General features: G+C 64.3%; 27 protein-coding genes and 1 pseudogene. 16 read left to right on the forward strand and 12 right to left on the reverse strand.

The features are described from left to right. The first annotated feature begins 333 nt into the window (after positions 1–333). The 12 genes from rpsB to ACFSCT_RS07115 all read left to right on the forward strand — a co-directional run bounded on the left by rpsB (position 334) and on the right by ACFSCT_RS07115 (position 10,937). Positions 334–1,131 (forward strand): 30S ribosomal protein S2, encoded by a 798-nt coding sequence (rpsB, locus tag ACFSCT_RS07060; protein WP_379141366.1) that lies wholly within the window; start codon positions 334–336, stop codon positions 1,129–1,131. 103 nt (positions 1,132–1,234) lie between these two features. Then, on the forward strand, positions 1,235–2,113 hold the full coding sequence (gene tsf / locus ACFSCT_RS07065; protein WP_379141368.1) for a translation elongation factor Ts: 879 nt from the start codon (positions 1,235–1,237) through the stop codon (positions 2,111–2,113). Between the two features lie 136 nt (positions 2,114–2,249). Next, positions 2,250–3,422, forward strand: a complete 1,173-nt coding sequence (locus ACFSCT_RS07070) for an NAD(P)/FAD-dependent oxidoreductase (RefSeq protein ID WP_379141370.1) — start codon at positions 2,250–2,252, stop codon at positions 3,420–3,422. A gap of 7 nt (positions 3,423–3,429) precedes the next feature. Continuing rightward, entirely contained in the window at positions 3,430–4,026 is a 597-nt protein-coding gene (locus tag ACFSCT_RS07075) for a (d)CMP kinase (RefSeq protein ID WP_379141372.1), read from the forward strand. A gap of 132 nt (positions 4,027–4,158) precedes the next feature. After that, entirely contained in the window at positions 4,159–4,830 is a 672-nt protein-coding gene (locus tag ACFSCT_RS07080; protein ID WP_379141373.1) for a P-loop NTPase family protein, read from the forward strand. A gap of 208 nt (positions 4,831–5,038) precedes the next feature. Next, the gene (gene rpsA, locus ACFSCT_RS07085) at positions 5,039–6,718 is read left to right on the forward strand and encodes a 30S ribosomal protein S1 (protein ID WP_379141375.1); all 1,680 of its coding nucleotides are present in this window, start codon (positions 5,039–5,041) and stop codon (positions 6,716–6,718) included. Between the two features lie 213 nt (positions 6,719–6,931). Next, positions 6,932–7,225, forward strand: a complete 294-nt coding sequence (ihfB, locus tag ACFSCT_RS07090) for an integration host factor subunit beta (RefSeq protein WP_379141377.1) — start codon at positions 6,932–6,934, stop codon at positions 7,223–7,225. Positions 7,226–7,256: 31 nt separating this feature from the next. Further along, positions 7,257–7,631, forward strand: coding sequence for a lipopolysaccharide assembly protein LapA domain-containing protein (locus ACFSCT_RS07095; RefSeq protein WP_379141379.1), 375 nt, complete (start codon positions 7,257–7,259; stop codon positions 7,629–7,631). A gap of 13 nt (positions 7,632–7,644) precedes the next feature. Next, positions 7,645–8,283, forward strand: coding sequence for a phosphoribosylanthranilate isomerase (locus ACFSCT_RS07100; protein ID WP_379141381.1), 639 nt, complete (start codon positions 7,645–7,647; stop codon positions 8,281–8,283). Positions 8,284–8,392: 109 nt separating this feature from the next. After that, positions 8,393–8,851, forward strand: coding sequence for a GNAT family N-acetyltransferase (locus ACFSCT_RS07105; RefSeq protein WP_379141383.1), 459 nt, complete (start codon positions 8,393–8,395; stop codon positions 8,849–8,851). Between the two features lie 30 nt (positions 8,852–8,881). After that, positions 8,882–10,105, forward strand: coding sequence for a tryptophan synthase subunit beta (gene trpB / locus ACFSCT_RS07110; protein WP_379141385.1), 1,224 nt, complete (start codon positions 8,882–8,884; stop codon positions 10,103–10,105). Positions 10,106–10,223: 118 nt separating this feature from the next. Beyond that, the gene (locus tag ACFSCT_RS07115) at positions 10,224–10,937 is read left to right on the forward strand and encodes a hypothetical protein (protein ID WP_379141387.1); all 714 of its coding nucleotides are present in this window, start codon (positions 10,224–10,226) and stop codon (positions 10,935–10,937) included. Between the two features lie 68 nt (positions 10,938–11,005). On the opposite strand, the gene ACFSCT_RS07120 is transcribed toward ACFSCT_RS07115, so the two are convergent. From ACFSCT_RS07120 to pth, 4 genes are read right to left on the reverse strand one after another with little or no spacing between them, the layout of a single operon-like run. Next, the gene (locus ACFSCT_RS07120) at positions 11,006–11,623 is read right to left on the reverse strand and encodes a DUF4893 domain-containing protein (RefSeq protein WP_379141388.1); all 618 of its coding nucleotides are present in this window, start codon (positions 11,621–11,623) and stop codon (positions 11,006–11,008) included. Continuing rightward, the gene (locus ACFSCT_RS07125; RefSeq protein WP_379141390.1) at positions 11,623–12,015 is read right to left on the reverse strand and encodes a DUF2237 family protein; all 393 of its coding nucleotides are present in this window, start codon (positions 12,013–12,015) and stop codon (positions 11,623–11,625) included. The genes ACFSCT_RS07120 and ACFSCT_RS07125 overlap by 1 nt, the downstream gene beginning before the upstream one ends. After that, a complete protein-coding gene (locus ACFSCT_RS07130; protein ID WP_379141392.1) occupies positions 12,012–13,082 on the reverse strand; it encodes a DUF2332 domain-containing protein in 1,071 nt (356 codons plus the stop codon). The genes ACFSCT_RS07125 and ACFSCT_RS07130 overlap by 4 nt, the downstream gene beginning before the upstream one ends. Further along, a complete protein-coding gene (pth, locus tag ACFSCT_RS07135; RefSeq protein WP_379141419.1) occupies positions 13,079–13,885 on the reverse strand; it encodes an aminoacyl-tRNA hydrolase in 807 nt (268 codons plus the stop codon). Before pth ends, ACFSCT_RS07130 begins: the two co-directional genes overlap by 4 nt. Positions 13,886–14,085: 200 nt before the next feature. Here pth and ACFSCT_RS07140 point away from each other — a divergent pair, with 200 nt between their 5' ends. Both ACFSCT_RS07140 and clpX read left to right on the forward strand, forming a co-directional pair. After that, positions 14,086–14,718 carry an ATP-dependent Clp protease proteolytic subunit gene (locus ACFSCT_RS07140; protein ID WP_379141394.1) on the forward strand — a complete coding sequence of 211 codons (633 nt, stop codon included), beginning with the start codon at positions 14,086–14,088 and terminating at the stop codon, positions 14,716–14,718. Positions 14,719–14,886: 168 nt separating this feature from the next. Beyond that, positions 14,887–16,152, forward strand: a complete 1,266-nt coding sequence (gene clpX, locus ACFSCT_RS07145) for an ATP-dependent Clp protease ATP-binding subunit ClpX (protein WP_379141396.1) — start codon at positions 14,887–14,889, stop codon at positions 16,150–16,152. A gap of 163 nt (positions 16,153–16,315) precedes the next feature. On the opposite strand, the gene ACFSCT_RS07150 is transcribed toward clpX, so the two are convergent. Genes ACFSCT_RS07150 through ACFSCT_RS07165 form a run of 4 tightly spaced genes read right to left on the reverse strand, consistent with a single transcriptional unit; the run spans position 16,316 to position 19,848 of the window. Beyond that, a complete protein-coding gene (locus ACFSCT_RS07150; protein WP_379141398.1) occupies positions 16,316–17,185 on the reverse strand; it encodes a metal ABC transporter permease in 870 nt (289 codons plus the stop codon). Further along, complete coding sequence (locus tag ACFSCT_RS07155; RefSeq protein ID WP_379141420.1) at positions 17,178–18,050, reverse strand: metal ABC transporter permease; 873 nt, start codon at positions 18,048–18,050, stop codon at positions 17,178–17,180. The genes ACFSCT_RS07150 and ACFSCT_RS07155 overlap by 8 nt, the downstream gene beginning before the upstream one ends. Beyond that, positions 18,050–18,907, reverse strand: a complete 858-nt coding sequence (locus ACFSCT_RS07160) for a manganese/iron ABC transporter ATP-binding protein (RefSeq protein WP_379141400.1) — start codon at positions 18,905–18,907, stop codon at positions 18,050–18,052. The genes ACFSCT_RS07155 and ACFSCT_RS07160 overlap by 1 nt, the downstream gene beginning before the upstream one ends. After that, positions 18,904–19,848 (reverse strand): metal ABC transporter solute-binding protein, Zn/Mn family, encoded by a 945-nt coding sequence (locus tag ACFSCT_RS07165; RefSeq protein ID WP_379141401.1) that lies wholly within the window; start codon positions 19,846–19,848, stop codon positions 18,904–18,906. Before ACFSCT_RS07165 ends, ACFSCT_RS07160 begins: the two co-directional genes overlap by 4 nt. A 124-nt stretch (positions 19,849–19,972) precedes the next feature. Here ACFSCT_RS07165 and ACFSCT_RS07170 point away from each other — a divergent pair, with 124 nt between their 5' ends. Further along, positions 19,973–20,407 carry a Fur family transcriptional regulator gene (locus ACFSCT_RS07170; RefSeq protein WP_379141403.1) on the forward strand — a complete coding sequence of 145 codons (435 nt, stop codon included), beginning with the start codon at positions 19,973–19,975 and terminating at the stop codon, positions 20,405–20,407. Between the two features lie 100 nt (positions 20,408–20,507). Further along, complete coding sequence (locus ACFSCT_RS07175) at positions 20,508–21,137, forward strand: helix-turn-helix domain-containing protein (RefSeq protein WP_379141405.1); 630 nt, start codon at positions 20,508–20,510, stop codon at positions 21,135–21,137. 21 nt (positions 21,138–21,158) lie between these two features. On the opposite strand, the gene ACFSCT_RS07180 is transcribed toward ACFSCT_RS07175, so the two are convergent. The 4 genes and pseudogenes from ACFSCT_RS07180 to ACFSCT_RS07195 all read right to left on the reverse strand — a co-directional run. Then, on the reverse strand, positions 21,159–22,202 hold the full coding sequence (locus ACFSCT_RS07180) for a heme-dependent oxidative N-demethylase family protein (RefSeq protein WP_379141406.1): 1,044 nt from the start codon (positions 22,200–22,202) through the stop codon (positions 21,159–21,161). 12 nt (positions 22,203–22,214) lie between these two features. Beyond that, positions 22,215–23,180, reverse strand: coding sequence for a PDR/VanB family oxidoreductase (locus ACFSCT_RS07185; RefSeq protein ID WP_379141408.1), 966 nt, complete (start codon positions 23,178–23,180; stop codon positions 22,215–22,217). 13 nt (positions 23,181–23,193) lie between these two features. After that, on the reverse strand, positions 23,194–23,814 hold the full coding sequence (locus ACFSCT_RS07190) for a dimethylamine monooxygenase subunit DmmA family protein (protein ID WP_379141410.1): 621 nt from the start codon (positions 23,812–23,814) through the stop codon (positions 23,194–23,196). Between the two features lie 2 nt (positions 23,815–23,816). Next, positions 23,817–24,647: pseudogene (locus ACFSCT_RS07195) on the reverse strand (glycine cleavage T C-terminal barrel domain-containing protein); the annotation flags it as partial. Between the last annotated feature and the right edge of the window lie 69 nt (positions 24,648–24,716).

Here is a 24,716-nt window from a genome sequence, read left to right on the forward strand (position 1 = left end):
GGGCAAATCAGCGGAAATGCTCCGCCTTGCGGTTTTCCCGGGTTTCGGAAGGTCGATAAAATGCCGCCTATTTTCGACCCGTCCCCGACTACCGCCGACCACCGCCAACGCCCCGTTTCGCACGCTTTTGCAGCGAATCGGCCCTGATGGCGGTGTTTTCGCGGCCGCCCGACCAAGGGCACTTGCATTTCGCCGGCGGCTGGCATAAACGGCGCGCACTTCACAGGCGGGGTGCGGGCCGCGACGGGGAGAAATCCCGTCAAGGTCCACCGGTTGGGGGTCGTTCGGACCCCTGAGACCCCCGCCAAGGCGCGAAACCGGAAAGGAACTGTTATGGCGCTTCCCGAATTCTCCATGCGTCAGCTTTTGGAAGCTGGCGTTCACTATGGCCACCAGACCCAGCGCTGGAACCCGCGGATGTCCGAGTACATCTATGGCGAGCGCAACGGTATCCATATCATCGACCTGACCCAGACCGTGCCGATGCTGGACGCGGCGCTGAACGTCGTGCGCGAAACCGTCGCCAAGGGCGGCCGGGTTCTGTTCGTCGGCACCAAGCGTCAGGCCCAGAAGGCCGTCGCCGACGCCGCCGAGCGTTCGGCCCAGTATTACATGAACCACCGTTGGCTGGGCGGCACGCTGACCAACTGGAAAACCGTCAGCCAGTCGATCCAGCGCCTGAAGCAGATCGACGAGGCGCTGGCCGGCGGCGCCGAGGGCCTGACCAAGAAAGAGCGTCTGGGCATGGAGCGTGAGCAGCAGAAACTGCAAGCCAGCCTGGGCGGGATCCGCGAGATGGGCGGTCTGCCGGACCTGCTGTTCGTGATCGACGTGAACAAAGAGGACCTCGCGATCCTCGAAGCCAACAAGCTGAACATCCCGGTCGTCGCGATCGTGGACAGCAACGCCTCGCCCAAGGGCGTGGATTACATCATCCCGGGCAATGACGACGCGGCCCGCGCCATCGCGCTTTACTGCGATCTGGTCAGCCGCGCGGCGCTGGACGGCATGTCGGCGCAGATGGGCGCCGCCGGTGTCGATCTGGGCGCGATGGAAGCCACCCCGGACGAGGATCTGGACGACGCCGACGCCCGCGCCGCCGCCGCCGAGGCCGCGACCGCCGATTCCTGATCGGCCGGCCTTCACGGCACGGTCACAGGGCGCGTGCTGAATGACGACACAGGCGGGGTGGCAATCCCCGCCTGAAGCTTTGATGGATCGAAGGAGAAGCCAGATGGCAATCACCACAGCGATGGTGAAGGAACTGCGCGAAAGCACCGGCGCAGGCATGATGGACGCCAAGAAGGCGCTGACCGAAACCGATGGCGACATGGAAGCCGCCGTCGACTGGCTGCGCACCAAGGGTCTGGCCAAGGCCGCCAAGAAATCCGGCCGTGTCGCCGCCGAGGGCCTGGTCGCCGTCGCGGTTAAGGACGGCAAGGGCGTCGCGGTCGAGGTGAACTCGGAAACCGATTTCGTCGGCAAGAACGTCGAATTCCAGAACATGGTGCGCCAGATCGCGCAGGCGGCGCTGGATGTGAACACGGTCGAGGAACTCAACGACGCCAAGATCAACGGCAAGCCGGTGTCCGAAGTCCTGACCGACGCCATCGCCAAGATCGGCGAGAACATGACGCTGCGCCGCATGGTCACCGTGACCGGCGACAATGTGGTCAGCTATGTCCACAACGCCGCCGCCGATGGCCTTGGCAAGATCGGCGTTCTGGTCGGGCTGAAAGGTGCCGACAACGGCATCGGCAAGCAGATCGCCATGCATGTCGCGGCGACCTCGCCCGCGTCGCTGTCCGAAGCCGATCTGGACCCCGCACTGGTCGAACGCGAGAAGGCCGTTCTGACCGAGCAGGCCCGCGAATCCGGCAAGCCCGATGCGGTGATCGAAAAGATGATCGTCGGCCGCATGGCCAAGTTCTTTGAGGAAGTGACGCTTCTGGGCCAGAAATTCGTCATCAATCCCGACATCACCGTGGCGCAGGCCGCCAAGGAGGCCGGCGTCGAGGTGGTGGGCTTTGCCCGCGTCGCCGTCGGTGAAGGCATCGAGAAGAAGGAAGAGGATTTCGCCGCCGAGGTCGCCAAGACACTGGCCGGCGGCTGATCCGCTCGATTTTTTCACGCCGATCTTTTTTCACGCTGATCATGAAACGCCGGTCCTTTAGAAGGCCGGCGTTTTTTCTGCCTCTTTCGCCTGCCGGTGGCGCTGATAAAGTCCTGCCGATTGAATGGGGGTGCGCATGTATGACGTGGTGATCGCGGGCGGGGCGGTGATGGGCTCATCGGTGGCCTTTTGGCTGACCCGGATGAACCCCGCCTTGCGGGTTCTGGTGGTCGAGCCCGACCCTACTTATGCGACCAGTGCCACCGCTTTGTCGGTGGCCTCGGTCAGGCAGCAGTTCTCGAACCCGGTGAATGTCGAGATCAGCCAGTTTGGCATTGATTTCATGCGGGATTTTATGGGCCAGCTTGGCCCGGAAGGCGGCGTCCCCGACCTTGGGCTGAAGGAAAACGGCTATCTTTTCCTGACCGGCACCGAGACCGGGCGGGCGACGCTGGAAAGCCTGGCCGCGATGCAACGCGAACTGGGCGCCGCGACCGAGGTGCTGGATCGCGAGGCGCTGGCGCGCCGGTTCCCGTGGATGAACCTTGACGATGTGACCGCCGGCAGCTTTGGCGGTCGGGATGAAGGCTGGTTCGACAACATGGGTTTGCTGACCGGGTTTCGGAACGCGGCCCGCGCGCAGGGGGCGACCTTCGTCAAGGACCGCGTGCTGGGGTTTGAACGGCAGGGCGACCGGATCGTCGCCGCGCTGCTGGAACAGGGCGGTCGTGTCGAGGCGGGGCATTTCGTCAACGCCGCCGGCACCCGCGCGGCGATGCTGATGCGGACGATGGGTCTTGATCTGCCGGTCGAGCCGCGCAAGCGGACGGTGTTCGTGATCGACGCGCCGAATGCGCGCCACCCCGATGCGCCGCTGCTGATCGACCATCAGGGATATTACCTGCGCCCCGAGCATGGTCAGTGGATCACCGCCACGGTGCCCGCCGCCGACGGCCCTTGCGCGCCGGATGATTTCAGTGCCGACACCGATCTGTTCGAGGAATTCATCTGGCCCGCGCTTTACAACCGGGCCGAAGGTTTCGATCAGGTCAAGGTAACTCGCTGGTGGGTCGGGCATTACGACTATAACACATTGGATCAGAATGCGATTCTGGGCCGCAACCCGCTGGTCGGCAACCTTTACCATGCGAATGGCTTTTCCGGTCACGGGCTTCAGCAGGCACCCGCCGTCGGGCGCGGCATAGCCGAGCAGATCGTGCATGGCGACTGGCAGACGCTGGACCTCTCGGCCCTCGGTATGCAAAGGGTGCTGGACGGTCGCGCCTTTGCCGAGACCGCAATCGTCTGAGGATTCCATGCCCTTCACCATTGCCATTGATGGCCCCGCCGCCGCCGGAAAAGGCACCATCGCCCGCGCCCTGGCCGAACGTTTCGGCTTTGCCCATCTGGATACCGGCATGATCTATCGCGCCGTGGGGGCGATCGGCGGTGATCCGATCGAGGCGGCCCGGCGGCTGTCGGCGACCGACCTGTTGCGCCCGGACCTGCGTTCGGCCACAGCCGGGCAGGCGGCATCGCGCGTGGCGGCCATCCCCGAGGTGCGGGCGGCGTTGATCGTGTTTCAGCGCCGTTTTGCCCGGACCGGGGCGGGGGCAGTGTTGGACGGGCGCGACATCGGGACGGTGATCTGCCCCGAGGCCGAGGTGAAACTGTATGTCACCGCCGACGACCGCACCCGCGCCGCGCGCCGCGCCGCCGAACTGGGCGCGGATTACGAACAGACGCTGGCCGAGTTGCGCGAACGCGACGCCCGCGACGCTGCCCGCGACGTGGCGCCGATGCGCCCGGCCGAGGATGCGGTCGTTCTGGACACCACCCTTCTGTCGATCGAAGAGGCGACCTCTCAGGCGGCCGCGCTGGTCGCCCAGCGGCTGGAAAACCATCGCGGCTGACCACTGCGGCGCATCGGCAAACCTCCGCGGATCGTGCGCCGGGGGCCGATGCGGAATATGCGTTGCCTTGCGGCCGGAATACGCCCTGAATAGGGACGTCCTTGCCGGATCTCCCTTGCCGGGTTCAAAGCCATGCGTCGCAAACCGCCGAACCGCCCGACCTTTCTTGCCACAGTAACCCTGCTGGCCGCGCTGATCTGTGGCACCCACGCCGCGCTGGCCGAGGCGCCGGACCGACCAAAGACGGGATTGCTGCGGAATTATTCGGGCCTGCCCGCGACATTGCCGCTTCAGGTCATGACCGACCCGGGGCAGGATTTTCTTGCCGAGCTTCGGGACCCCGATACCGGCGCGCTTCTGTTGTCGGCCTATGTGCGGGGTGGTGCGTTCTTTCGGGTGCTGGTGCCGCCGGGGCAGGCGGTCCTGCGCTTTACCGCCGGCAACGACTGGTCGGGCGAGCGGCTGAATTTCAGCGCGCCGGGCGAAACCATCACCTTGCCGCCCCTGCGGTTCGGGGTTGTCGGCCTGGACCGGCGCGGCGGCTATCTGATCGACCTGCGACGCCGCGCACCGGATCGGAGCGGCGATCAGGCGGCGACGGTCCGTGACATCGGCATATGCCAGACCCGAAGCATCGACGCCGATGCGCTGAAATGGACGCCGGGCTGGGCCGAGGTCGATCTGATCAACCGCAGGACCGACTATGGCACGGTGGTCCCGCACCGGCCGAAAACCGGCGACCCGGCCGACCCGGATCATTACGGAAAACTGCGCTATGACAGGCGCAGCCGGCTTTGTGACTAAGGGCATGGCGCGGTAACGCACCCTTGCTTATCCCGTCGCGGGCCGTTATATCCGCCACAAGTCTAACGGTTACATGGCCACAACAGGCCGCTTGGGAAATGGGTCGGGCATTATGCCGCGACCCTTTGTCGTTACCCGAGGACAGCACACAGACCGGCGGAGCCAACCGCACGGCCAGAAAACATGACACAAAGGAAACTGTACACGCATGTGCGCTAAAGCGACGATGGAGGAGTTCGAGGCCCTCCTGAATGAAAGCCTCGAAATCGACACCCCCGAAGAAGGTTCGGTCGTCAAAGGCAAGGTCATCGCCATCGAGGCGGGCCAGGCCATCGTCGACGTCGGCTACAAGATGGAAGGCCGCGTCGATCTGAAAGAATTCGCAAATCCCGGCGAGGAAGCCAACATCAAGGTCGGCGATGAGGTCGAGGTCTATCTGGACCGCGTCGAGAACGCCCGCGGCGAGGCCAGCATCTCGCGCGAGAAAGCCCGCCGTGAAGAGGCATGGGACCGGCTGGAGCAGGCCTATGCCAAGGAAGAGCGCGTCGATGGTGCCATCTTCGGCCGCGTCAAGGGTGGCTTCACCGTCGATCTGGGCGGCGCGGTTGCGTTCCTGCCCGGCAGCCAGGTTGACGTGCGCCCGGTGCGCGACGCAGGCCCCCTGATGGGTCTGAAGCAGCCGTTCCAGATCCTGAAAATGGACCGCCGCCGCGGCAATATCGTCGTGTCGCGCCGCGCCATTCTGGAAGAAAGCCGCGCCGAACAGCGCGCCGAGGTCATCTCGAACCTGACCGAAGGCCAGACCGTCGACGGTGTGGTCAAGAACATCACCGAATACGGTGCCTTCGTCGATCTGGGCGGCGTTGACGGCCTGCTGCACGTCACCGACATGGCATGGCGCCGCGTCAACCATCCTTCGGAAATCCTGTCGATCGGTGAAACCGTCAAGGTTCAGGTCGTCAAGATCAACAAGGAAACCCACCGCATCAGCCTTGGCATGAAGCAGCTGCAGTCGGATCCGTGGGATTCGGTGGAACAGAAGTTCCCGCTGGGCTCGGTCCACAAGGGCCGCGTGACCAACATCACCGACTACGGCGCCTTCGTCGAGCTGGAGGCCGGCATCGAAGGTCTGGTCCATGTCTCGGAAATGAGCTGGACCAAGAAGAACGTCCACCCCGGCAAGATCGTCTCGACCAGCCAGGAAGTCGACGTCATGGTTCTGGAAATCGACAGCCAGAAGCGCCGCGTCAGCCTTGGCCTCAAGCAGACCCAGCGCAACCCGTGGGAAGTCTTTGCCGAAACCCACCCGGCCGGCACCCAGATCGAGGGCGAGGTCAAGAACATCACCGAATTCGGTCTGTTCGTTGGTCTGGACGGCGATATCGACGGCATGGTCCACCTGTCCGACATCTCGTGGGACGAGCGTGGCGAGGACGCGATCCAGAACTTCCGCAAGGGCGACATGGTGAAAGCCGTCGTTCAGGAAGTCGACGTCGAGAAGGAACGCATCTCGCTGTCGATCAAGGCGCTGGAAAACGACACCATGTCCGAGGCCGTTGACGGCGTGAAGCGCGGCAGCGTGATCACCGTCACCGTCACCGCGATCGAGGATGGCGGGATCGAGGTCGAATATAACGGCGTCAAGTCGTTCATCCGCCGCTCGGACCTGTCGCGCGACCGTTCGGAACAGCGCCCCGAGCGCTTCCAGGTCGGCGATCATGTCGATGTGCGCGTGACCAACCTTGACACCAAGACCCGCCGCATGGGTCTGTCGATCAAGGCCCGCGAAATCGCCGAGGAAAAGGAAGCCGTCGAACAGTATGGCTCGTCCGATTCGGGCGCCTCGCTGGGCGATATCCTTGGGGCGGCGCTGAAAAGCCGCAACTGATCACGGCCGATCCTGAACGAAATCACCCCGCTCCGGGAAACCGGGGCGGGGTTTCCTTTTGGGCGGTTCAGGGCCGCTGCGGTTCCGGTCGCAAGGCCGGCAGGCGGCGGCGGATTTGAAATCCGTTGCAACTAATTCTAGACTATCGCGTTTCTTGTCACATAGACAAACAAAGACCGCCCGGTCACGGGCCAGCAACCCATCAGGGGTACCATGATCCGTTCCGAACTTATCCAGACCATCGCCGAGGAAAATCCGCACCTGTTTCAGCGCGACGTGGAGCGTATCGTCAACACCGTGTTCGATGAGATCATCGGCGCGATGTCGCGGGGTGATCGCGTCGAATTGCGCGGCTTCGGCGCCTTTTCCGTGAAAAAACGCGATGCCCGGCAGGGTCGAAACCCCCGGACAGGCGAAACGGTCAACGTCGATGAAAAGCACGTCCCGTTCTTCAAGGCCGGGAAACTTCTGCGCGACCGGTTGAACGGCAAGGCCGAACAGGACTAAAAGCGTCCTGCGATCTATCGGGGGACCCACCATGCGCGCGATCCGGTTCTTGTTTGTGATATTGCTGGCCATCGTCCTGATCGGCCTGGCGCTTGCCAATCGTGGCATGGTGACGGTCAAGGTGTTCCCGGCCAATCTGGGCAGCTATCTGGGGCTGGATTGGCAGGTGACCATGCCGCTGTTCCTGCTGATCCTGCTGGCGATGCTGATCGGCATGGTTCTGGGGCTGGTCTGGGAATGGCTGCGCGAGGCGCAGTTGCGCAGCGAATCCGCCCGCCGCGCCCGTGAACTCGCCAGCCTTGAGCGCGAGATGGGCCGCCTGCGCGAGACCCGCACCGTTGCGCCTCAGGATGATGTTCTGGCCATCGTCGATGCGCCGGCCAACCCGCCCGCGATTTCCAGATGAGCGTTTTCGCGTCATGAGCGCGGTGAAGATCTGCGGACTGACCCGGCCGCAGGATGTGGCGAGCGCGCTTGTGGCGGGCGCGCGTTTCGTGGGGTTCGTGTTTTTTCCGAAATCACCGCGCAACGTGTCGGCCGAGCAGGCCGCCGCACTCGCCCGCGACGTGCCTCCCGGCATCATGCGCGTGGGGCTGTTCGTGGACCCGACGGACGCGGCGCTGACCGAGGTGCTGGCCAAGGTGCCGCTCGACATGATCCAGCTTCACGGCGCCGAGACGCCCGCGCGTGTGACCGAGGTCAAGGCGCTGACCGGCCTGCCGGTGATGAAGGCGGTGGGCATCGCCACCGCCGAGGACGCCGAGGCGCTGTGGGACTATGGTCTGGTGGCCGACATGCTGCTGGTCGACGCGAAGGCGCCGAAGGATGCGGTGCTTCCCGGCGGCAACGGCGTGGCCTTCGACTGGCGGTTGCTGGTCGGGCGGCGTTTTCTGAAACCGTGGATGCTGGCGGGCGGGCTTGATCCGGCGAATGTCGCGCAGGCGATCAAGCTGACCGGGGCAAGCGCCGTCGATGTGTCGACGGGCGTCGAATCCGCCCCCGGCCTCAAGGACGCGGCATTGATCGCCGACTTCATCAAGGCCGCGTCGGACGCCTGATTTCGCCCGTCGGGATCATACCTTGCCCCCGGGTTGGGCGGCGTCGGTCAACGCGAATAACCCGGCCACCGCCAGCCGCCGACCGAATGCACAGCCGGAGCCCTTTTTCATGACCGATCAGACCACCGTCGCCTTTCGCCCCGCCGACCGCGAGGATGTGCCCGCGGTGATCGCGCTGCTGGCCGACGATCTTCTGGGCCAGGCGCGTGAAACCGAAGATCCTGCCGTCTACCTTGCGGCTTTCAACGCGATGCGGGCCGAGGGGAACAACCACCTGATCATCGGGACGGAAGCGGGCCGGGTGGTCTGCTGCTATCAGATCACTTTCATCTCGGGCCTGTCGCTGACCGCGACCCGGCGCGCGCAGATCGAGGCCGTGCGCGTCGCCGCAGATCGGCGCGGCAGGGGTCTGGGCGAGGCGATGTTTCGCGATGCCGAAGCCCGGGCGCTGGCCGCCGGTTGCGGGCTGCTGCAACTGACCACCAACAAAACCCGCGGCGACGCGCATCGTTTCTATGACAGGCTTGGCTTTACCCCCTCGCACATCGGCTATAAGAAAAACCTCTGATCCATTCCTCATCAGCGGCGGTACCGATCCATGGACGACCTTGTGAACAGCTTCATGAACGGCCCTGACGAGCGTGGCCGCTTTGGCATCTATGGCGGCCGTTTCGTCAGCGAAACCTTGATGCCGCTGATCCTTGATCTCGAGGCGGAATATCAGCGCGCCAAGAACGACCCGGCCTTCAAGGCGCAGATGGACGATCTTTGGACCCATTACGTCGGCCGCCCCAGCCCGCTTTACTTCGCCGAACGCCTGACCGAGCGGCTGGGCGGCGCCAAGATCTATATGAAGCGGGACGAGCTGAACCACACAGGCAGCCACAAGATCAACAACGTGCTGGGCCAGATCCTGCTGGCGATGCGCATGGGCAAGACCCGGGTGATCGCCGAAACCGGCGCCGGGCAGCATGGCGTGGCGACGGCGACGGTCTGCGCGCGTTTCGGGCTGAAATGCGTGGTTTATATGGGCGCCACGGACGTGGAACGGCAGGCGCCGAACGTCTTTCGCATGCGGCTTCTGGGCGCGGATGTGGTGCCGGTCACCTCGGGGCGCGGCACGCTGAAGGACGCGATGAACGACGCGCTGCGCGACTGGGTGACGAATGTGCGCGACACCTTCTATTGCATCGGCACGGTCGCGGGGCCGCATCCCTATCCGGCCATGGTCCGCGATTTCCAGTCGATCATCGGCCGCGAAACCAAGGAACAGATCCTTGAGCGCGAGGGCCGCTTGCCCGACACGCTGATCGCCGCGATCGGTGGCGGATCGAACGCCATGGGGCTGTTCTATCCCTTCCTTGACGATACATCCGTCCGCATCATCGGGGTTGAGGCCGGCGGCAAGGGCGTCGACGACAACATGCAGCATTGCGCCAGCCTGACCGGCGGCCGCCCGGGCGTGCTCCACGGCAACCGCACCTATCTGTTGCAGGACAAGGAAGGCCAGATCCTTGAAGGGCACTCGATCAGTGCCGGTCTGGATTACCCCGGAATCGGGCCTGAACACGCCTGGCTGAAGGATCAGGGCCGGGCCGATTATGTCAGCATCACCGATGCCGAGGCGCTGTCGGCTTTCACCCTGTCATGCGAAACCGAGGGCATCATTCCGGCGCTGGAGCCGTGCCACGCGCTGGCCCATGTCGCGAAAATCGCCCCGGAACTGCCGGCCGATCACCTGATCGTCATGAATATGTGCGGGCGCGGCGACAAGGATATATTCACGGTCGCACGGCACCTTGGCGTGGACATCAAGGCCTAGGTGACGCGCCACTGTGGCAACTGAACCACATGGTTCTGAAGTTACCGTGAGCGGGGGCAACCGTTCCCGGCGCCCGGGGGTTGAGTGTCGAACTTTCCAATCTGAAGGAAATTGTTTGATGCTTACCAATACGTTCAAGACCGGACTTGTCGTCCTGAAAATCTCTGCCCTGACCGCCTTGGCGGGAACCACCGCCATGGCGCAAAGCCCCACGGTCGTCACCACGCCCCCCGCGGCGGAAACCGCGCTGATACCGGCCGAGGGGACGGACGCGAAAACCCCGGTGGGTACGATCGAATGGAACGGCCTGCCCACCTTCAAGCAGGCCCAGAACGATCAGGCCGTGGCTGAGGCGCTGACCGCGCAGGGGTTCACCGGCATTCATATCCAGCGCAGCGGTTCGCTGATGACGGTGGACGCGACGCGCGAAGGCAAGGACATCAAGCTGGAGTATAACCTCGTCGACGGTACGCTTATCCGCGTCAATGGTGAGCGTATCCTGACCGGGAAGGAAGGCGAGAACGTCGGGACCGGCGGCAACGCCAATGCTTCCGCGTCGGACGATACTTCCGGTGGCGAAGGGACCGATGGCGAAGGCACCGATGGTGAGGGCACCGATGGCGGCACCGATGGTTCCGGCACTGACGGCACCGGCACCGATGGTTCCGGCACCGATGGCGGCACCGACGGGTCCGGCACGGATTCGGGCACGGATGCGGGCGGTGACACGTCCGGTTCCGACACCGGGTCCGACACTGGCAGCGATAGCTCCGGCGGCGATTCCTCGGACGGCTCGTCGGGCGGCGACTCCTCGGGTGGCGCGGCCAACTGATCGACCCGCTACCGATGGCCTAAAAGCGGCGGCAGGGTTTATCCTGCCGCCGTTTTCCTGTCGGCCGCTTAGCGTCGCAGGTCCAGAATGTTCATATCCGACTCGAGCAGCGGGTCGGGAAAGATCAGCCGGGCGTGATTGTCCGACACCGATTCCAGCACCGCGACATCCGGCAGCCGTTGCGGCTGCGACGCAGAGTCGACGTTGGCCGGCAGATCGGCGTAATCGACGGGGGTATCGCCCTGAATATAGCTGGTGCCCAGATAGACGATCCGGTCCCCGTCGGGGTGCAGACTGCCCCGCGTCTGCTGTGAGCCGGTCAGCTTGCGGAACAGCACCTTGTCGCCGTCTTTCTCGATCCGGCATTTGAAGGGCGAATAGACGACGAGGGGCGAAATATCCCCAAGCTTCATCATCTGGCACGACCAGTCGCCCACCAGCGCGCCCGGGTCAATATCGCGCGGCGTCCCCCGCATCGCCTGTGTCAGCGCAAGGACATCCGGTTCGGAACCACCACCCAGCGCCTGCCGAAAGGCCCGTCCGGCGAATTCGTTCAGCATCTCCAGCCGCACCGCATCTTCAGCGCGGATTTCGGTGCCGTCGCCAAGCGTGTCGGCAAGCGCAGGCGCGGCCCAGACGGCCGCCACGGTCATGGCAATGATCGGCAAAAAAGCATTCTTGGTCATCATTCTTCCTTCGGCAGAAAGCCCGTTGGGACGGAATGCGCCTTCAGCAGTTCCAAAGGCACGATTTCAAGCGCACGTTCATGCGTGGATGCCAGAACGACCTTTGGGGCCGCCATCTCTTGCGCGGCCTGCAGGAAGCGCGCCGCGCACAGGCACCAGCGATCGCCGGGGTTCAGCCCGGCGAAATGATACTCGGGGCGTGGCGTCGACAGGTCGTTCCCCAGATATTTCGACATGGCCAGAAACTCGGCAGTGACGATGACGCAAACCGTGTGGCTGCCGCGATCCTCGGGTCCGGTGTCACAGCAGCCGTTGCGGTAAAATCCGGTCAGCGGGGTCATCGAACATGGCTCCAGCGGGCCGCCCATCACGTTGACAGAGATGTCCATCATCCGATCTCCTTCGGTTGCCAGTCTATCCACCGGCCATGCGCCTGGGAACGCCCCAACCGCCATGTGCGCACGCCCCGGTCGTCCCAGAGCCGCAGATCAAGCGCCATGTCGTTGCCGGTATCGCTTTCCATCGACAGATGGGCAAGCGGGTGGTTGGCCGTCGCGCGCGCGCCGGCGGATTGCAGCGCGGCCTCGACGCGGGCCCGGGTCTCGGGCGGGAAATACTGGGCGGCAACGGTGTGATAGACCAGCCGGCCATGGACGGGTGGGGGCGCGAGTTGCGCTTCGAGCCACGGGGCGGCCTCGTCGCGGTCCACCTGCGGCGGGTGGCGGGCGGCAACGCGCAGAGCGGCGCGCATCCGTTCCAGCCGTTCGGGCTGATCCGGCCAGATATAGGACATCAACCTTAACCCATCCCGGTTCGGATCAAGCGGGTTCAGATCGACGCCACGGGCCGCGCCGGTCGGCAGGGCGCGCGCCTTCGGCCGGCCCGACCGCCATGTCGGGCGTAGGATCACAATGTCTGAACTGTCCGCATCTTCGTCATCAGGATCAAGCAGATAGCGCGGAAAGTTAAGGTTCAGCCCGGCACTTCCCCCAAGCTCGTACAGATCGAACCTTGCCGATGACAGGCCGGCAAGAAACCGCGCCCCCGCGATCAGCACGGCCGAGCGGCCGACCTCGTTGGTTTGCGGCGGCCGGTCCAGCCAGTCCAGAAACCAGCCCTCATGCGCGTGAAGGATGCCGGCGATCCTGTCGTCGAGAGATACGGCGGGATCGGCGGAAAGTGCCGCGACCCGGTCGGTCAGAACCAGCCCCTGCAAGGCCCCGCACAGGCGCAGCGGCACGGAATCACCGCGATAGGTGGGATCGCCCGGCCAGTCCCGCACGCTCCGTGCCACCGGACCGTCATCCGCGGCGATCACCCGGCACATCGCGTCGCATATCCGCGCCGTCAGTTCGGACCCAAGCGCGCGGCAGGCATTGGCCTGCATCTCGAAGGCGGGCGCCCATGCGTTCGGGGCCCGCGGTTTTGAGGCCCGTGCATTGTGGGCCCGTGCGTTCATGTGAACCGGCCCGCCAGCGCCCGCAGTTTCTGGGCAAGGCTTTCGGGCACCTCTGGCGACGGTTCCGGCGCGGCGTCCGCACCCGGTTTCGCGGCAGGCTTCGCCGAGGTTTTTTGCGCGGGCTTTCCAGCCCCTGCGACGCGATCGGGCGCGGGGGCGTCGCCGGCGGTCTTGTCTGCGGAGGCCGTGTTGCTGCCTTTCTTGTCGCCGCCGCTCTTGTCGCTGCCGTTCCGGGCCGGGTTGGTCCGCGCCGCGATGGTGGTGCCAACGCGCGCGTCATCGCCCGAGGCCAGCGCCCCGGCGGCGTCCGAAACCCCGCGCAGCAGATCGTCCAGCCAGGCCTGATCCGCCTTGGCGAAATCGCCCAGCACATAGCCGGTCACCCGGTCCTTGTGCCCGGGATGGCCGATGCCCAGCCGCAGACGGTGGTAGCCCTCGCCGATATGCTGGTGGATGGAGCGCAAGCCGTTGTGCCCGGCATGGCCGCCGCCCAGCTTCATGCGCGCCTTGCCCGGCGCAAGGTCCAGTTCGTCATGGATGACCACGACGTCGGAAGGGGCCAGTTTCAGATAGCGCATCGCCTCGCCCACCGATTGACCCGACAGGTTCATGAAGGTCTGCGGCTTCAGCAGCGCCACACGCTGAGACCCGATGCGCCCCTCGGCCAGCAGACCCTGAAACCGCGCCTTCCACGGCCCCAGCCCGTGGTCATCCGCGATCCGGTCGATGGCCATGAAGCCGATGTTGTGCCGGTTGCCGGTAAACCTTTCGCCCGGATTGCCCAGACCCACGATCAGCCGCATCATCATGCCTCCTTTATCGTTGCAGGGTATGCCGCCGGCGCGCCGCAGGGAACCCCGCACCGATCAATTGCCGTGCATCCCTTGCGAAGGGCGGCGGCGATTACTAAGACTCTGTCAACCTTTGGCGGCTATGAGGAACACTCGGGACGGGTGGCCGGCCGAATCAACGGCGCAAAGGGGCAATCAGGCAAGGGAATGGAATGAGCGATCCGGCAGAATTCTACATGAACACGCTTGTACCGATGGTGGTCGAGCAGACCAGCCGGGGTGAGCGTGCGTACGACATTTACTCGCGCCTGCTGAAAGAGCGGATTATCTTCCTGTCGGGACCGGTCCATGACGGCATGGCGACGCTGATGTGCGCGCAACTGCTGTTTCTTGAGGCGGAGAACCCGAACAAGGACATCAGCATGTATATCAACAGCCCCGGCGGCGTGGTGACCGCGGGCCTGTCGATCTATGACACCATGCAGTACATCCGGCCGCGCGTGTCGACGCTGGTCGTTGGTCAGGCCGCGTCGATGGGCTCACTTTTGCTGTGCGCGGGCGAAAAGGGGCTGCGTTACGCGCTGCCGAACAGCCGAATCATGGTGCACCAGCCCTCGGGCGGGTTCCAGGGGCAGGCGACGGATATCCTGATCCACGCCCGCGAGACGGAAAAACTGAAGCGGCGCCTGAACGAGATCTATGTCAAGCACACCGGCCGCACTCTGGAAGAGGTCGAGGAAGCGTTGGAGCGTGACCGCTTCATGTCGCCGGAAGAGGCGAAGGAGTGGGGGCTGATCGACGAAATTCTGGAGGCGCGCGGCAAGGCCGAGCCCGAGAAGAAGTGATTTGCCAGCCCCGATCCGGGGGATGGTTTTGGGATTGTGACCGCCGTGCACCGCTTTTAACATGGGTCACCGCGAAGGGATCGCACGGCGGCAAATAATGCGGCACATAATATCGGATGATGCGGTTATCCTTCCGCAACACCGGAAGAGCAGCAAGGGTTCACGACGATGGCAACATCTACCGGCGACAGCAAGAACACGCTCTATTGCAGTTTTTGCGGCAAAAGCCAGCATGAGGTCCGCAAGCTGATTGCGGGGCCGACCGTGTTCATCTGTGACGAATGCGTCGAGCTGTGCATGGATATCATCCGCGAGGAGACCAAGACCTCGGGGCTGAAATCGACCGACGGCGTGCCGACGCCGCGCGAGATCTGCGGGGTTCTGGACGATTACGTGATCGGTCAGGAACATGCCAAGCGCGTGCTCTCGGTCGCGGTCCACAACCATTACAAGCGCCTGAACCACGGGCAAAAGGGCGACATCGAACTGGCCAAGTCGAACATCTTGCTGATCGGCCCGACCGGCTGCGGCAAGACGCTTCTGGCGCAGACGCTGGCGCGGATTCTGGACGTGCCGTTCACCATGGCCGATGCAACCACGCTGACCGAGGCCGGCTATGTCGGCGAGGATGTGGAAAACATCATCCTGAAGCTGCTGCAGGCCAGCGAATACAACGTCGAACGCGCGCAGCGCGGCATCGTCTATATCGACGAGGTCGACAAGATCACCCGCAAGTCCGACAACCCCTCGATCACCCGCGACGTCTCGGGCGAGGGGGTGCAGCAGGCGCTTCTGAAGATCATGGAGGGTACGGTTGCAAGTGTCCCCCCGCAGGGCGGCCGCAAGCATCCGCAGCAGGAATTCCTGCAGGTCGACACGACGAACATCCTGTTCATCTGCGGCGGCGCCTTCGCCGGGCTGGACCGGATCATCGCGCAGCGCAACAAGGGCACCGCGATGGGCTTTGGCGCCACCGTCAAGGACAATGACGAGCGCGGCGTGGGCGAGCTGTTCAAGGAACTCGAACCCGAGGATCTGCTGAAATTCGGCCTGATCCCCGAATTTGTCGGCCGCCTGCCGGTGATCGCCACGCTGACCGACCTGGACGAGGCTTCGCTGATCACCATCCTGACCGAGCCGAAGAACGCCTTGGTCAAGCAGTATCAGCGGCTGTTCGATCTGGAAGGCGTGCAACTGACCTTTACCGAGGATGCGCTGTCGGCCATCGCCAAACGCGCCATCAAGCGCAAGACCGGCGCGCGCGGCCTGCGCTCGATCATGGAGGATATCCTTTTGGATACCATGTTCGATCTGCCCGGCCTCGACAGCGTCGAGGAGGTCGTGGTGAACGAAGAGGCGGTGGATAACGCGGCGGCGAAACCGCTGATCATCCATGTTGAGCCGAAGAAGGAATCGGCCGCGACCGCCGGCTGAGCCTGTCCTTGGGACGGCCCATCCATCCGGGCGGATGCGCCTGAATGAGATGCGGCTGAATGGGTTGCGGCTGAATGAACGGAACCGCGCGTGGCCACGGCCTTGCGCGGTTTTTCATTGGGGCGCCGGGGTGGGGCGTTGGGGCGACCTGTCCTTTCGGATTTCACCGGGGCAATGGCTGCTGCGGCGGGGTCCTGCCGTGCCGTCTGACTTCGGCCTGACGATAGATGAATGCGGCGGTGAACGCGGCGCTCAGCACCAGAATGATCGTCGCGGCCGGGGCGCTGTCCATCCAGAAGCTGATCCAGACACCGGCGACGACTGAGGCCAGCGTTACCGCGACCGACACCACCATCATGCGCCCGAAGCGCCGGGTCAGCAGGAATGCCGTCGCCCCCGGCGCGATCAGCAGCCCGATGGCGAGGATGATCCCGACCGAGGTCAGCATCGCTACCACCGTCAGGGACAGCGCCGCCAGCAGGCCGTAATGCAGAACCGCGACCGGCAGCCCCGACACCCGCGCCTGTATCGGGTCGAAGGCGTAAAGAAGCTGATCGCGCCAGCTTAGCAGCAAGCCGACGGTGACGATGACCGAGATCGACCCCGAAACCAGCAGATCGCGCGGCCCGACCCCCAGCATGTTCCCGAACAGGATGTGATCCAGGTGCACCTCGGACCTGATCGCGGTGTAAAGAACGATGCCCAGCCCGAACATGCCTGACATGACCACGCCCAGCACCGTATCCCGCTTGACGCGGCTGTTTTCCTGAAGAAACCCGGCCGCCAGCGAGCAGATCATCCCGGCGGCGAATGCCCCGACGATCAGCGGAATCCCGGTCATATAGGCCAGAACCACGCCCGGCAGGATCGCGTGGCTGACCGCGTCGCCCATCAGCGACCAGCCCTTCAGCACCAGCAGGCAGGACAGGATCGCGGCGGGAACCGAGACCATCAGCGTGATCAACAGCGCGTCACGCATGAAGGGCAGGGTGAAGGGGTCGATGATCATGTCGAGAAGCGTCAGATCATCCATTCTTCGCCCTCGGCTGGCCCGGCGCGGTGTCGCGGCCACGGCGGCGCGCGGCAAGGACGCCGTGTTTCGGGGCGATGAGAAATGCGGTCAGAAAAAGCAGCGTCTGCAGGCAGACGATGACCCCGCCCGTCGCCCCGTTCAGGAAAAAGGACAGATAGGCGCCGAGCGCGCTGGTCCCTGCGCCGATCCCGACAGACAGGGCGATCAGCCGGGGAAAGCGGTCCGACAGCAGATAGGCCGTCGCCCCCGGCGTGACCACAAGGGCGATGACCAGAAAGGCGCCGACGGTCTGCATCGCCGCGACCGTGCAGGCGGCCAGCAGCGTGAAGAACAGCACCTTCAGCCGGTCGGGTCGCAGCCCGATGGCGCGGGCGTGGTTTTCGTCGAAGAAGCTCACCATCAGATCCTTCCATCGGATCAGCAGGATGACCAGCGAGATGCCTCCGATCAGGGCGAGTTGCAGCGTGTCGCCGGGCGAGATGGCAAGAATATTGCCCATCGAGATCGTCTGTATGCTGACCGACATCGGCGCCAGCGACACCATGAATATCCCAAGCCCGAAGAACGCGGTGAAGATCAGGCCGATCACCGCATCCTCTTTCAGACCGGTGCGGTTGCCCAGAAACAGCATGGCCAGCGCCGCGAGGCCGCCCGACAGAAAGGCGCCAAGCGCGAAGGGCAGCCCCAGAAGATAGGCCCCGGCCACCCCCGGCACGATCGAATGGGACAGCGCGTCGCCGATCAGCGACCAGCCCTTCAGCATCAGAAACGCCGACAGAAAGGCGCAGACCCCGCCGACCAGCGCCGACACCCAGATGGCGTTGGTCATATAGGCATAGCCGAAGGGCTCCAGCAGATAGGCCATCATCCCCCCGGCCCCCCGGTCTTGTGCTGGTCGTCATAGAAGATCAGCGGGCGTTCATCATCGGTAAAGACATCGACGGCGCGGGCGTCGGCGTCGTCATGCAGATCATTGCCGCCCAGAACGAAATGCCGCAGCACCCCGCCAAAGGCGCGGCGCAGGTTCGCGGGCGTGAACACCTCGGCCGTCGGGCCAAAGGCCAGCACCGTGCCCTTGACCAGCACCACGCGGTCGCAGAATTCCGGCACCGAACCCAGATCATGGGTCGAGACCAGCATCACCCGCCCCTCGTCGCGCATTTCGCGCAAAAGCGTGATGATCGCCTGTTCGGTTTTCACGTCGACGCCGGTAAACGGCTCGTCAAGCAGCACGATGCGGCTGTCCTGCGCCAGCGCGCGGGCCAGGAACACGCGCTTTTTCTGGCCGCCCGAAAGCTCTCCGATCTGGCGATCGCGGAAGCCGCCCATCCCGACGCGATCCAGCGCCGATGCAACCGCCGCGTGATCGGCGGGACCGGGGCGGCGCAGCATGCCCATATGGCCATAGCGGCCCATCATCACCACATCCTCGACCAGCACCGGAAACGACCAGTCGACCTCTTCGGACTGCGGGACATAGGCGACCAGACGCCGTGCAAGCGCCTGCTCGACCGGCAGACCCAGCATCCGCACCTGCCCGCGAGAGGCCGGGACGAAGCCCATCAGCGCCTTGAAAATGGTTGACTTTCCGGCCCCGTTCACCCCGACCAGCGCGGTGATCGAGCCCTGAGGCACCGCGAAGGTCGCATCGCGCAGGGCGGTATGGCCGTTGCGATAGGTGACGGTCAGGTCCTGCGCCATGATCCCAAGCGGGTCGTTCATGCCGTCAATCCTTTCATGATGGTCTCTGAGGTGACGCGCAGCAGGTCCAGATAGGTCGGCACCGGACCATCCGGCAGCGAAAGCGAGTCGACATAAAGCACGCCCCCATAGCGTGCGCCGGTCTCTGCCGCGGTCTGGCGGGCGGGCTTGTCGCTGACCGTGCTTTCCGAAAACACCGCCGGGATGTGGTTCGCGCGCATCGCGTCGATGACCCGGCGAACCTGCTGGGGCGTGCCCTGCTGATCGGCGTTGATCGGCCACAGGTACAGTTCCTTCAGCCCGAAATCGCGCACCAGATAGGAAAACGCCCCCTCGGAGGTGACCAGCCAGCGGCGGTTTTCCGGCAATTGGCGGGCGGCGTCGCGCAAGGGCGTGATGGTTGCAGCGATCCGCGCGATATAGGCGGCGGCGTTCTGGCGATAGGCATCGGCATTGGCCGGGTCGGCGGCGGCGAGCGCATCGGCGATATTGGCCACATAGATCCGGGCCGAATCCAGCGCCATCCACGCGTGCGGGTTGGGTTTGCCGTCATATTCGCCGCCCGAGATGGAAATCGGCGCGATATTCCGGGTCAGCTCGACCGAGGGCAGATCACCCAGCTTGACGATGAAACGCTCGAACCACCGCTCCAGCCCAAGGCCGTTCCGGAGGATCAGATTGGCCTTCGAGGCGCGCAGCATATCGCGCGGCGTCGGCTCGTATCCATGGATCTCGGCGCCGACCTTGGTGATCGAGACGACCTCGGCCAGATCACCGGCCACATTGCGCGCCATATCGGCCAGAATGGTGAAGGTCGTCGCTACCTTCAGCCGCTGGCCCGCGCCCTGCGGGCGGGCAGGTGTCGCGCGCGCGGGTGTCGCGAACGGGGGCGTCGCGAACGGGGCCAGCGCAAGCGGGGCCAGAGCGGCGGCGAATAGGACGGAGCGGCGGTTCGGTTGCAAGGGACACCCGGGAAGAAAACTCAGTCCAGATGAATGTAGGAATGATTTGCAACTGTCAATGCACATGCAAGTCGGTTGCAACTGGACTTGATCATTTCATCGCTTCGGCGTTATGGCTTGGCCCATGAACCTGAGACCGAGATCACCGGCCTATTCCGACCGCGCGCTTGAACTGGCGCTGCGTCGGGCCGGGGTGCGCATCACCCGCCAGCGCGCGGCGCTGCTAAGCGTGCTTGCGGCGGCCGAAGATCACCCGGATGCCGAGGAATTGCACCGCCGGGCGCGGGCGATCGAACCGGGGGTATCGCTGTCGACGGTGTACCGCACGCTCAGCGCGCTGGAATCGCAGGGCGTGGTGCAGCGCCACGCCTTTCAGGGTGCGTCGGCAAGGTTCGAGACGACCGACCGCGCGCATCACGATCACCTGATCGACGTCGACACCGGCGAGATCGTGGAATTTCACAACGACCGCATCGAAAAACTTCAGGCCGAGATCGCGGCCGAGATGGGCTATAACATCCTCTACCACCGGATGGAGCTTTACGTCCGGCGGCGCTGAATGCGGCCGGATGCGATACAAGTGGACGCATCGTCCTGCGGATGCTAGTCGATGACTAAGATATGCGCTGCGGACATTTGAAATCTTGACGAAAAAGCCTTTGAAACCACAGCCCGGGCTGCATCAGAACCCGCATCGCCTGCGCGAGCGGGTGGAGCGTAATCTGGAATCCGCCATCGGTCGCGAGGTCCGCGCGCAACGGCGCCGCAAGGGTATGACCGTGGCCGAGCTGGCGCAGGCGGCGGGGCTGTCGGTGGGGATGCTGTCGAAGATCGAGAACGGCATCACCTCGCCCTCGCTGACCACGCTGCACATGCTCAGCCAGACCCTATCGGCGCCGCTGACCAGCTTTTTCCGCCTGTTCGAGGAACGGCGCGAGGCGCAGCATGTGAAGGCGGGCGAGCATCTGGAGATCGAGCGGCGCGGCACCCGTGCCGGCCATCAATACCATCTGCTGGGCCATATCGGCGCCAATACCTCGGGCGTGGTGGTGGAACCCTATCTGATCACCCTGACCACGGAATCCGACGTTTTCCCGACCTTCCAGCACGAAGGCACCGAGCTTTTGTATATGCTTGAAGGCGAGGTCGTCTATCGCCACGGCGACGCGCTTTATCATCTGCGCCCGGGCGACAGCCTGCTGTTCGATGCCGATGCCCGCCACGGCCCCGAGGATCTGGTCAAGCTGCCGGCGCGGTATCTGTCGGTTATTTCCTATCCGCAGTCCTAGGATCGGCCGCCATTCCCGGCCTTAGTCGTCGGGCCACCAGCCCGGACTGGTCGGCGCGCCGTCGTCGTGCTGGGCAAGATAGTTCACCATCAGCTCGCGATTGCGCTGAAATCCCTTGTAGGTCGCCAGATCCTCGGGAATGGTCTTGATCACGCGATGCAACCGGCGGGCCCATTTCGGCACCGTCACAAGCTCGTCAAAGCTGATCAGATAGCAACGGATCGGAAAGGCGATCGCGTTCGACCGCGGCAGGCGGAACAGGGTCTGCAACTCGACCCGCAGATGCATCCGCCGGCCGATGTTTTCCGGCGTCAGGCTGGCGCGGCTTGGGCCCCATTTGGGATAGTTCTCGGGGCTGGTGTCCAGCAGCGGATCGACCGTCATCGTCCAGTTGAAGCGCCGGACCGGGGCGCCATGCTGCAGTTTCAGCAGGAACTTCAGCGCCCGGTCGAAAACCCCAAGCTGATGGGCGCGCGGCACCGGCGCGTGCCATTCGTGAAACCGCATGCCGATGTCGAAATCCAGCGACCAGTCGGCCTGGGTCGTGACCATGCCGGCCTCCATCCACAGATCGTCGTCGCGCTGGTCCTGAAGCGTGAAATCGCCCTGCGCCTGACGGGTGATATATTCCATCGGGCCATAGGGCAGGGTGGTTTCGTCAAGGAAGGTGAATTTCTGGTCGATCCCCAGCGGCCGGTTGATCCAGTGCCAGCGGTTGCCGTTCTTGGTCAGGGTGAAAAGGTCGGGATAGTCCCGCGCCTTGCTTTCCATGATCAGTTCCAGAAGATCCCAGCCCGCCAGCGTCATATGCGGCAGCGACTGGCAGCGCAGCGGGTCTTCGGCCAGCACCATCGCCCGGTCGCGCATTTCGGACACGTAATGTTCGTCCACGTCAAAGGCGTGTTCAAAGACGGAACCGGGCCGGCCGGGGGTGTGGGGCTCGATATTCACCGAATACATGTATTCGTCTTCGGCGAAGGGGAACGGGAACCGCTTTATCGCGGCCGGAGAGTTTCGATAGGTGAAATCGTCCCGGAAGCTTTCGTTGCGAAATTCGATGCTCATGACGGGTACCTCCTACCTGTCCAGTATCAGGGTCTTTCCGGTGAACCGTGAAACGCAGGGCATGATGTACGCGCCCGACGCCTTTTGTTCGGCCGTCAGCCAGTGATCGTTGTGCTGAATGGTGCCGTCGCATGCCAGCACCCGCGTCTCGCACTGACCGCAGGCGCCGCCGCGGCACAAATAGGGGGCCTCGACCCCCGCCGCCTCGATCGCCTCAAGCAGGGATTGCGCGGGGCCGACGGTGATGGTCTTGCCGGATTTCGCCAGTTCCACGGTAAAGGGCTCGCCCACCGGCGGGGCCAGAAATTCTTCGTAATGCAACGCGCCGGCGGGCCATCCCGCCCCCTCGGCGGTTTTCAGCACCCAGCCGATCATGCCCTTGGGCCCACAGACATACAGATGCGTTCCCAGCGGCTGGCCGGAAAGCAATGTCTCAAGGTCGATGGCCTGACCCAGATCGTCGAAATACAGATGGATGCGTTCGCCGTAATGGTCACGCAACAGATCGCCATAGGCGCAAAGCGCGGGGTTGCGTGCGGCATAATGCAGCTCAAACCGGGCGTTCTGGGCGTGAAGCTGCGCCATCTGGGCGATGAACGGGGTGATGCCGATCCCGCCCGCGATCAGCAGGTGTTTTCGAGCCCGCACGTCCAGCGGGAACAGGTTGACCGGGTGGCTGATCGACATCCGCATGCCGGGCCGCACGTTCCGGTGCATGAACAATGAGCCGCCGCGCCCGGCCTCGTCCCGCCGCACCGAGATCGAATAGCCGCCGGTGTCGGCCGGGTCGCCCATCAGCGAATAGGGGTTAAGCCGCCGGGTGCCGTTATCGTCCATCTCGACGACCACATGGCTGCCGCCCGAGAATGGCGGCACCGGCCGGCCGTCGGCGCGGACGAAGCGAAAGCGTTTGATCAGGTCGTTGACCTCGACCACCTCTTCGACGATGGCATCGATGCGGGGGGCGCCGGCACTCATATGAAGCCTGCATTCATGGGAATTTCACCTCGGGTTCGGGGACCTGGCCGGGGTCCTCGGCGTCGATGTTCACACCTTGAAAGGCGGCGATGCGGCGCGAGTAATGATCGCGCACGAACAGGTTAAGCCCGCAGTGGCTGCACTGAAAGGGGTCGGTGGTGACATTCTCGGTCACCCCCTTGCAATGGACGCATTGCACCCGCCGGGCCAGCGAGCCGCGATGCTCGGTCTGCACCGCCTCGAAGGGCAGGCCGGCGCGCTCGACCTCGCGCCGGGCGATGCCGATCAGCCCCTCGGTTCCGGCCAGATAGATCTGAAGCCCCATATGCGCCTCGGCCAGCACCTTCTGGATCCGGGGCACCACCGATTGCAGCGTCGGCGCGTGATATAGCTGCGCCAGACCAAGGGCGGCAAGGTCGACCGACATGTCGGTGCCGTTCGCGCCAGTCACATAGATCACCTGCGCCTGTTCGCGAAGGCTCTGGGCGGCGTCCCCGGCGCGGGCGATCAGATCGACGATCGCCCCCGCGCCCTCGCCATCGGCGATGATCAGATGCGCCCGCCCCGGGCGCGGCTCAAGCACGCCATAGACGGGCCGGGACCGGATCGCGGGCGGAAAGGCGGTTTTCGTCATCGTCACCCCTTGGCGGTCCGGCGCTTCTTGTCGGGATCATAGAACGGCATGGCCGAGGTCACCGCCCCGATTTCGCCCGCGTCCTTGCTGACCACGGTCAGCTTGGTGCCGTCATTCGCGCAATCGACCGGGATCCGCGCGATCGCGACGGTGTGCTTGTTGACCGGGGAATACATCGCCTGTGTGACGACGCCGACCTGCTTGCCGTCGCGCATCACCGGCGCGCCGTTTTCGGGCGCGATCTTGCCGTCCAGCTTCAGCCCCCAGATCTTGAAACGTTCCTTGCCTTTCAGGCGATAATGTTCTTCGGCGCCGCGAAAACCGGTCTTGCCGGGCGAGACGGTGAAATCCAGCCCCAGTTCCCACAGGGTATCGCCGGCCTGCTGGTCGTCGAACGGATACATCTCGGAATTGTCGTAGGGGAAGAACAGCAGATAGCTTTCGGCCCGTAACAGATCCAGCGTGGTGAAGCGGCAGGGGATGATCCCCATCGACTTGCCTTCGGCCAGAATGGTGTCCCAGATCAGCGGCGCATCCTGTCCGCGGCAGAAAATCTCATACCCGCGCTCACCCGTGTATCCGGTGCGCGAGATCATCGCCGGTTTGCCGAAGATCGAGGTCTGCATATGCGCGAAATAGGGCAGGTCGCGGATGCCGGGGACGTGCTTTTGCAGGAAATCGACCGCCAGCGGGCCTTGCAGCGACAGGTCGTGCAGGTTGTCGTCGAAACGGACCGAGACGTCGCGGCCGGTGGCGGCCATGGTCAGTTGCTCGTGCCCCTGACCCGAGCCATGGACGACCATGAAGCTGTTCGGCCCGGTGCGATAGGGCACCTCGATTTTTCACTGAATTCCTCTGAACGGACGAGATCAGCGGCTTGAAGCGGGGACTGCGACCGCCCG

Origin of the sequence: Paracoccus pacificus (genome assembly GCF_042680785.1) — a bacterium.
GTDB lineage: Bacteria > Pseudomonadota > Alphaproteobacteria > Rhodobacterales > Rhodobacteraceae > Paracoccus > Paracoccus pacificus.

Excerpts from the sequence above, each read along its gene's own strand:
- rpsB (WP_379141366.1), top strand. The coding sequence starts at position 334 with ATGGCGCTTCCCGAATTCTCCATGCGTCAGCTTTTGGAAGCTGGCGTT.
- clpX (WP_379141396.1), top strand. The coding sequence starts at position 14,887 with ATGGCAACATCTACCGGCGACAGCAAGAACACGCTCTATTGCAGTTTT.
- ACFSCT_RS07130 (WP_379141392.1), bottom strand. The coding sequence starts at position 13,082 with ATGAACGCACGGGCCCACAATGCACGGGCCTCAAAACCGCGGGCCCCG.
- ACFSCT_RS07070 (WP_379141370.1), top strand. The coding sequence starts at position 2,250 with ATGTATGACGTGGTGATCGCGGGCGGGGCGGTGATGGGCTCATCGGTG.
- ACFSCT_RS07075 (WP_379141372.1), top strand. The coding sequence starts at position 3,430 with ATGCCCTTCACCATTGCCATTGATGGCCCCGCCGCCGCCGGAAAAGGC.
- ACFSCT_RS07160 (WP_379141400.1), bottom strand. The coding sequence starts at position 18,907 with ATGAACGACCCGCTTGGGATCATGGCGCAGGACCTGACCGTCACCTAT.
- ACFSCT_RS07120 (WP_379141388.1), bottom strand. The coding sequence starts at position 11,623 with ATGACCAAGAATGCTTTTTTGCCGATCATTGCCATGACCGTGGCGGCC.
- ACFSCT_RS07105 (WP_379141383.1), top strand. The coding sequence starts at position 8,393 with ATGACCGATCAGACCACCGTCGCCTTTCGCCCCGCCGACCGCGAGGAT.
- ACFSCT_RS07080 (WP_379141373.1), top strand. The coding sequence starts at position 4,159 with ATGCGTCGCAAACCGCCGAACCGCCCGACCTTTCTTGCCACAGTAACC.
- ACFSCT_RS07185 (WP_379141408.1), bottom strand. The coding sequence starts at position 23,180 with ATGAGTGCCGGCGCCCCCCGCATCGATGCCATCGTCGAAGAGGTGGTC.
- rpsA (WP_379141375.1), top strand. The coding sequence starts at position 5,039 with ATGTGCGCTAAAGCGACGATGGAGGAGTTCGAGGCCCTCCTGAATGAA.
- ihfB (WP_379141377.1), top strand. The coding sequence starts at position 6,932 with ATGATCCGTTCCGAACTTATCCAGACCATCGCCGAGGAAAATCCGCAC.
- ACFSCT_RS07170 (WP_379141403.1), top strand. The coding sequence starts at position 19,973 with ATGAACCTGAGACCGAGATCACCGGCCTATTCCGACCGCGCGCTTGAA.
- ACFSCT_RS07155 (WP_379141420.1), bottom strand. The coding sequence starts at position 18,050 with ATGGCCTATCTGCTGGAGCCCTTCGGCTATGCCTATATGACCAACGCC.
- ACFSCT_RS07095 (WP_379141379.1), top strand. The coding sequence starts at position 7,257 with ATGCGCGCGATCCGGTTCTTGTTTGTGATATTGCTGGCCATCGTCCTG.
- ACFSCT_RS07180 (WP_379141406.1), bottom strand. The coding sequence starts at position 22,202 with ATGAGCATCGAATTTCGCAACGAAAGCTTCCGGGACGATTTCACCTAT.
- ACFSCT_RS07115 (WP_379141387.1), top strand. The coding sequence starts at position 10,224 with ATGCTTACCAATACGTTCAAGACCGGACTTGTCGTCCTGAAAATCTCT.
- pth (WP_379141419.1), bottom strand. The coding sequence starts at position 13,885 with ATGCGGCTGATCGTGGGTCTGGGCAATCCGGGCGAAAGGTTTACCGGC.
- ACFSCT_RS07150 (WP_379141398.1), bottom strand. The coding sequence starts at position 17,185 with ATGGATGATCTGACGCTTCTCGACATGATCATCGACCCCTTCACCCTG.
- tsf (WP_379141368.1), top strand. The coding sequence starts at position 1,235 with ATGGCAATCACCACAGCGATGGTGAAGGAACTGCGCGAAAGCACCGGC.
- ACFSCT_RS07125 (WP_379141390.1), bottom strand. The coding sequence starts at position 12,015 with ATGATGGACATCTCTGTCAACGTGATGGGCGGCCCGCTGGAGCCATGT.
- trpB (WP_379141385.1), top strand. The coding sequence starts at position 8,882 with ATGGACGACCTTGTGAACAGCTTCATGAACGGCCCTGACGAGCGTGGC.
- ACFSCT_RS07100 (WP_379141381.1), top strand. The coding sequence starts at position 7,645 with ATGAGCGCGGTGAAGATCTGCGGACTGACCCGGCCGCAGGATGTGGCG.
- ACFSCT_RS07190 (WP_379141410.1), bottom strand. The coding sequence starts at position 23,814 with ATGACGAAAACCGCCTTTCCGCCCGCGATCCGGTCCCGGCCCGTCTAT.
- ACFSCT_RS07140 (WP_379141394.1), top strand. The coding sequence starts at position 14,086 with ATGAGCGATCCGGCAGAATTCTACATGAACACGCTTGTACCGATGGTG.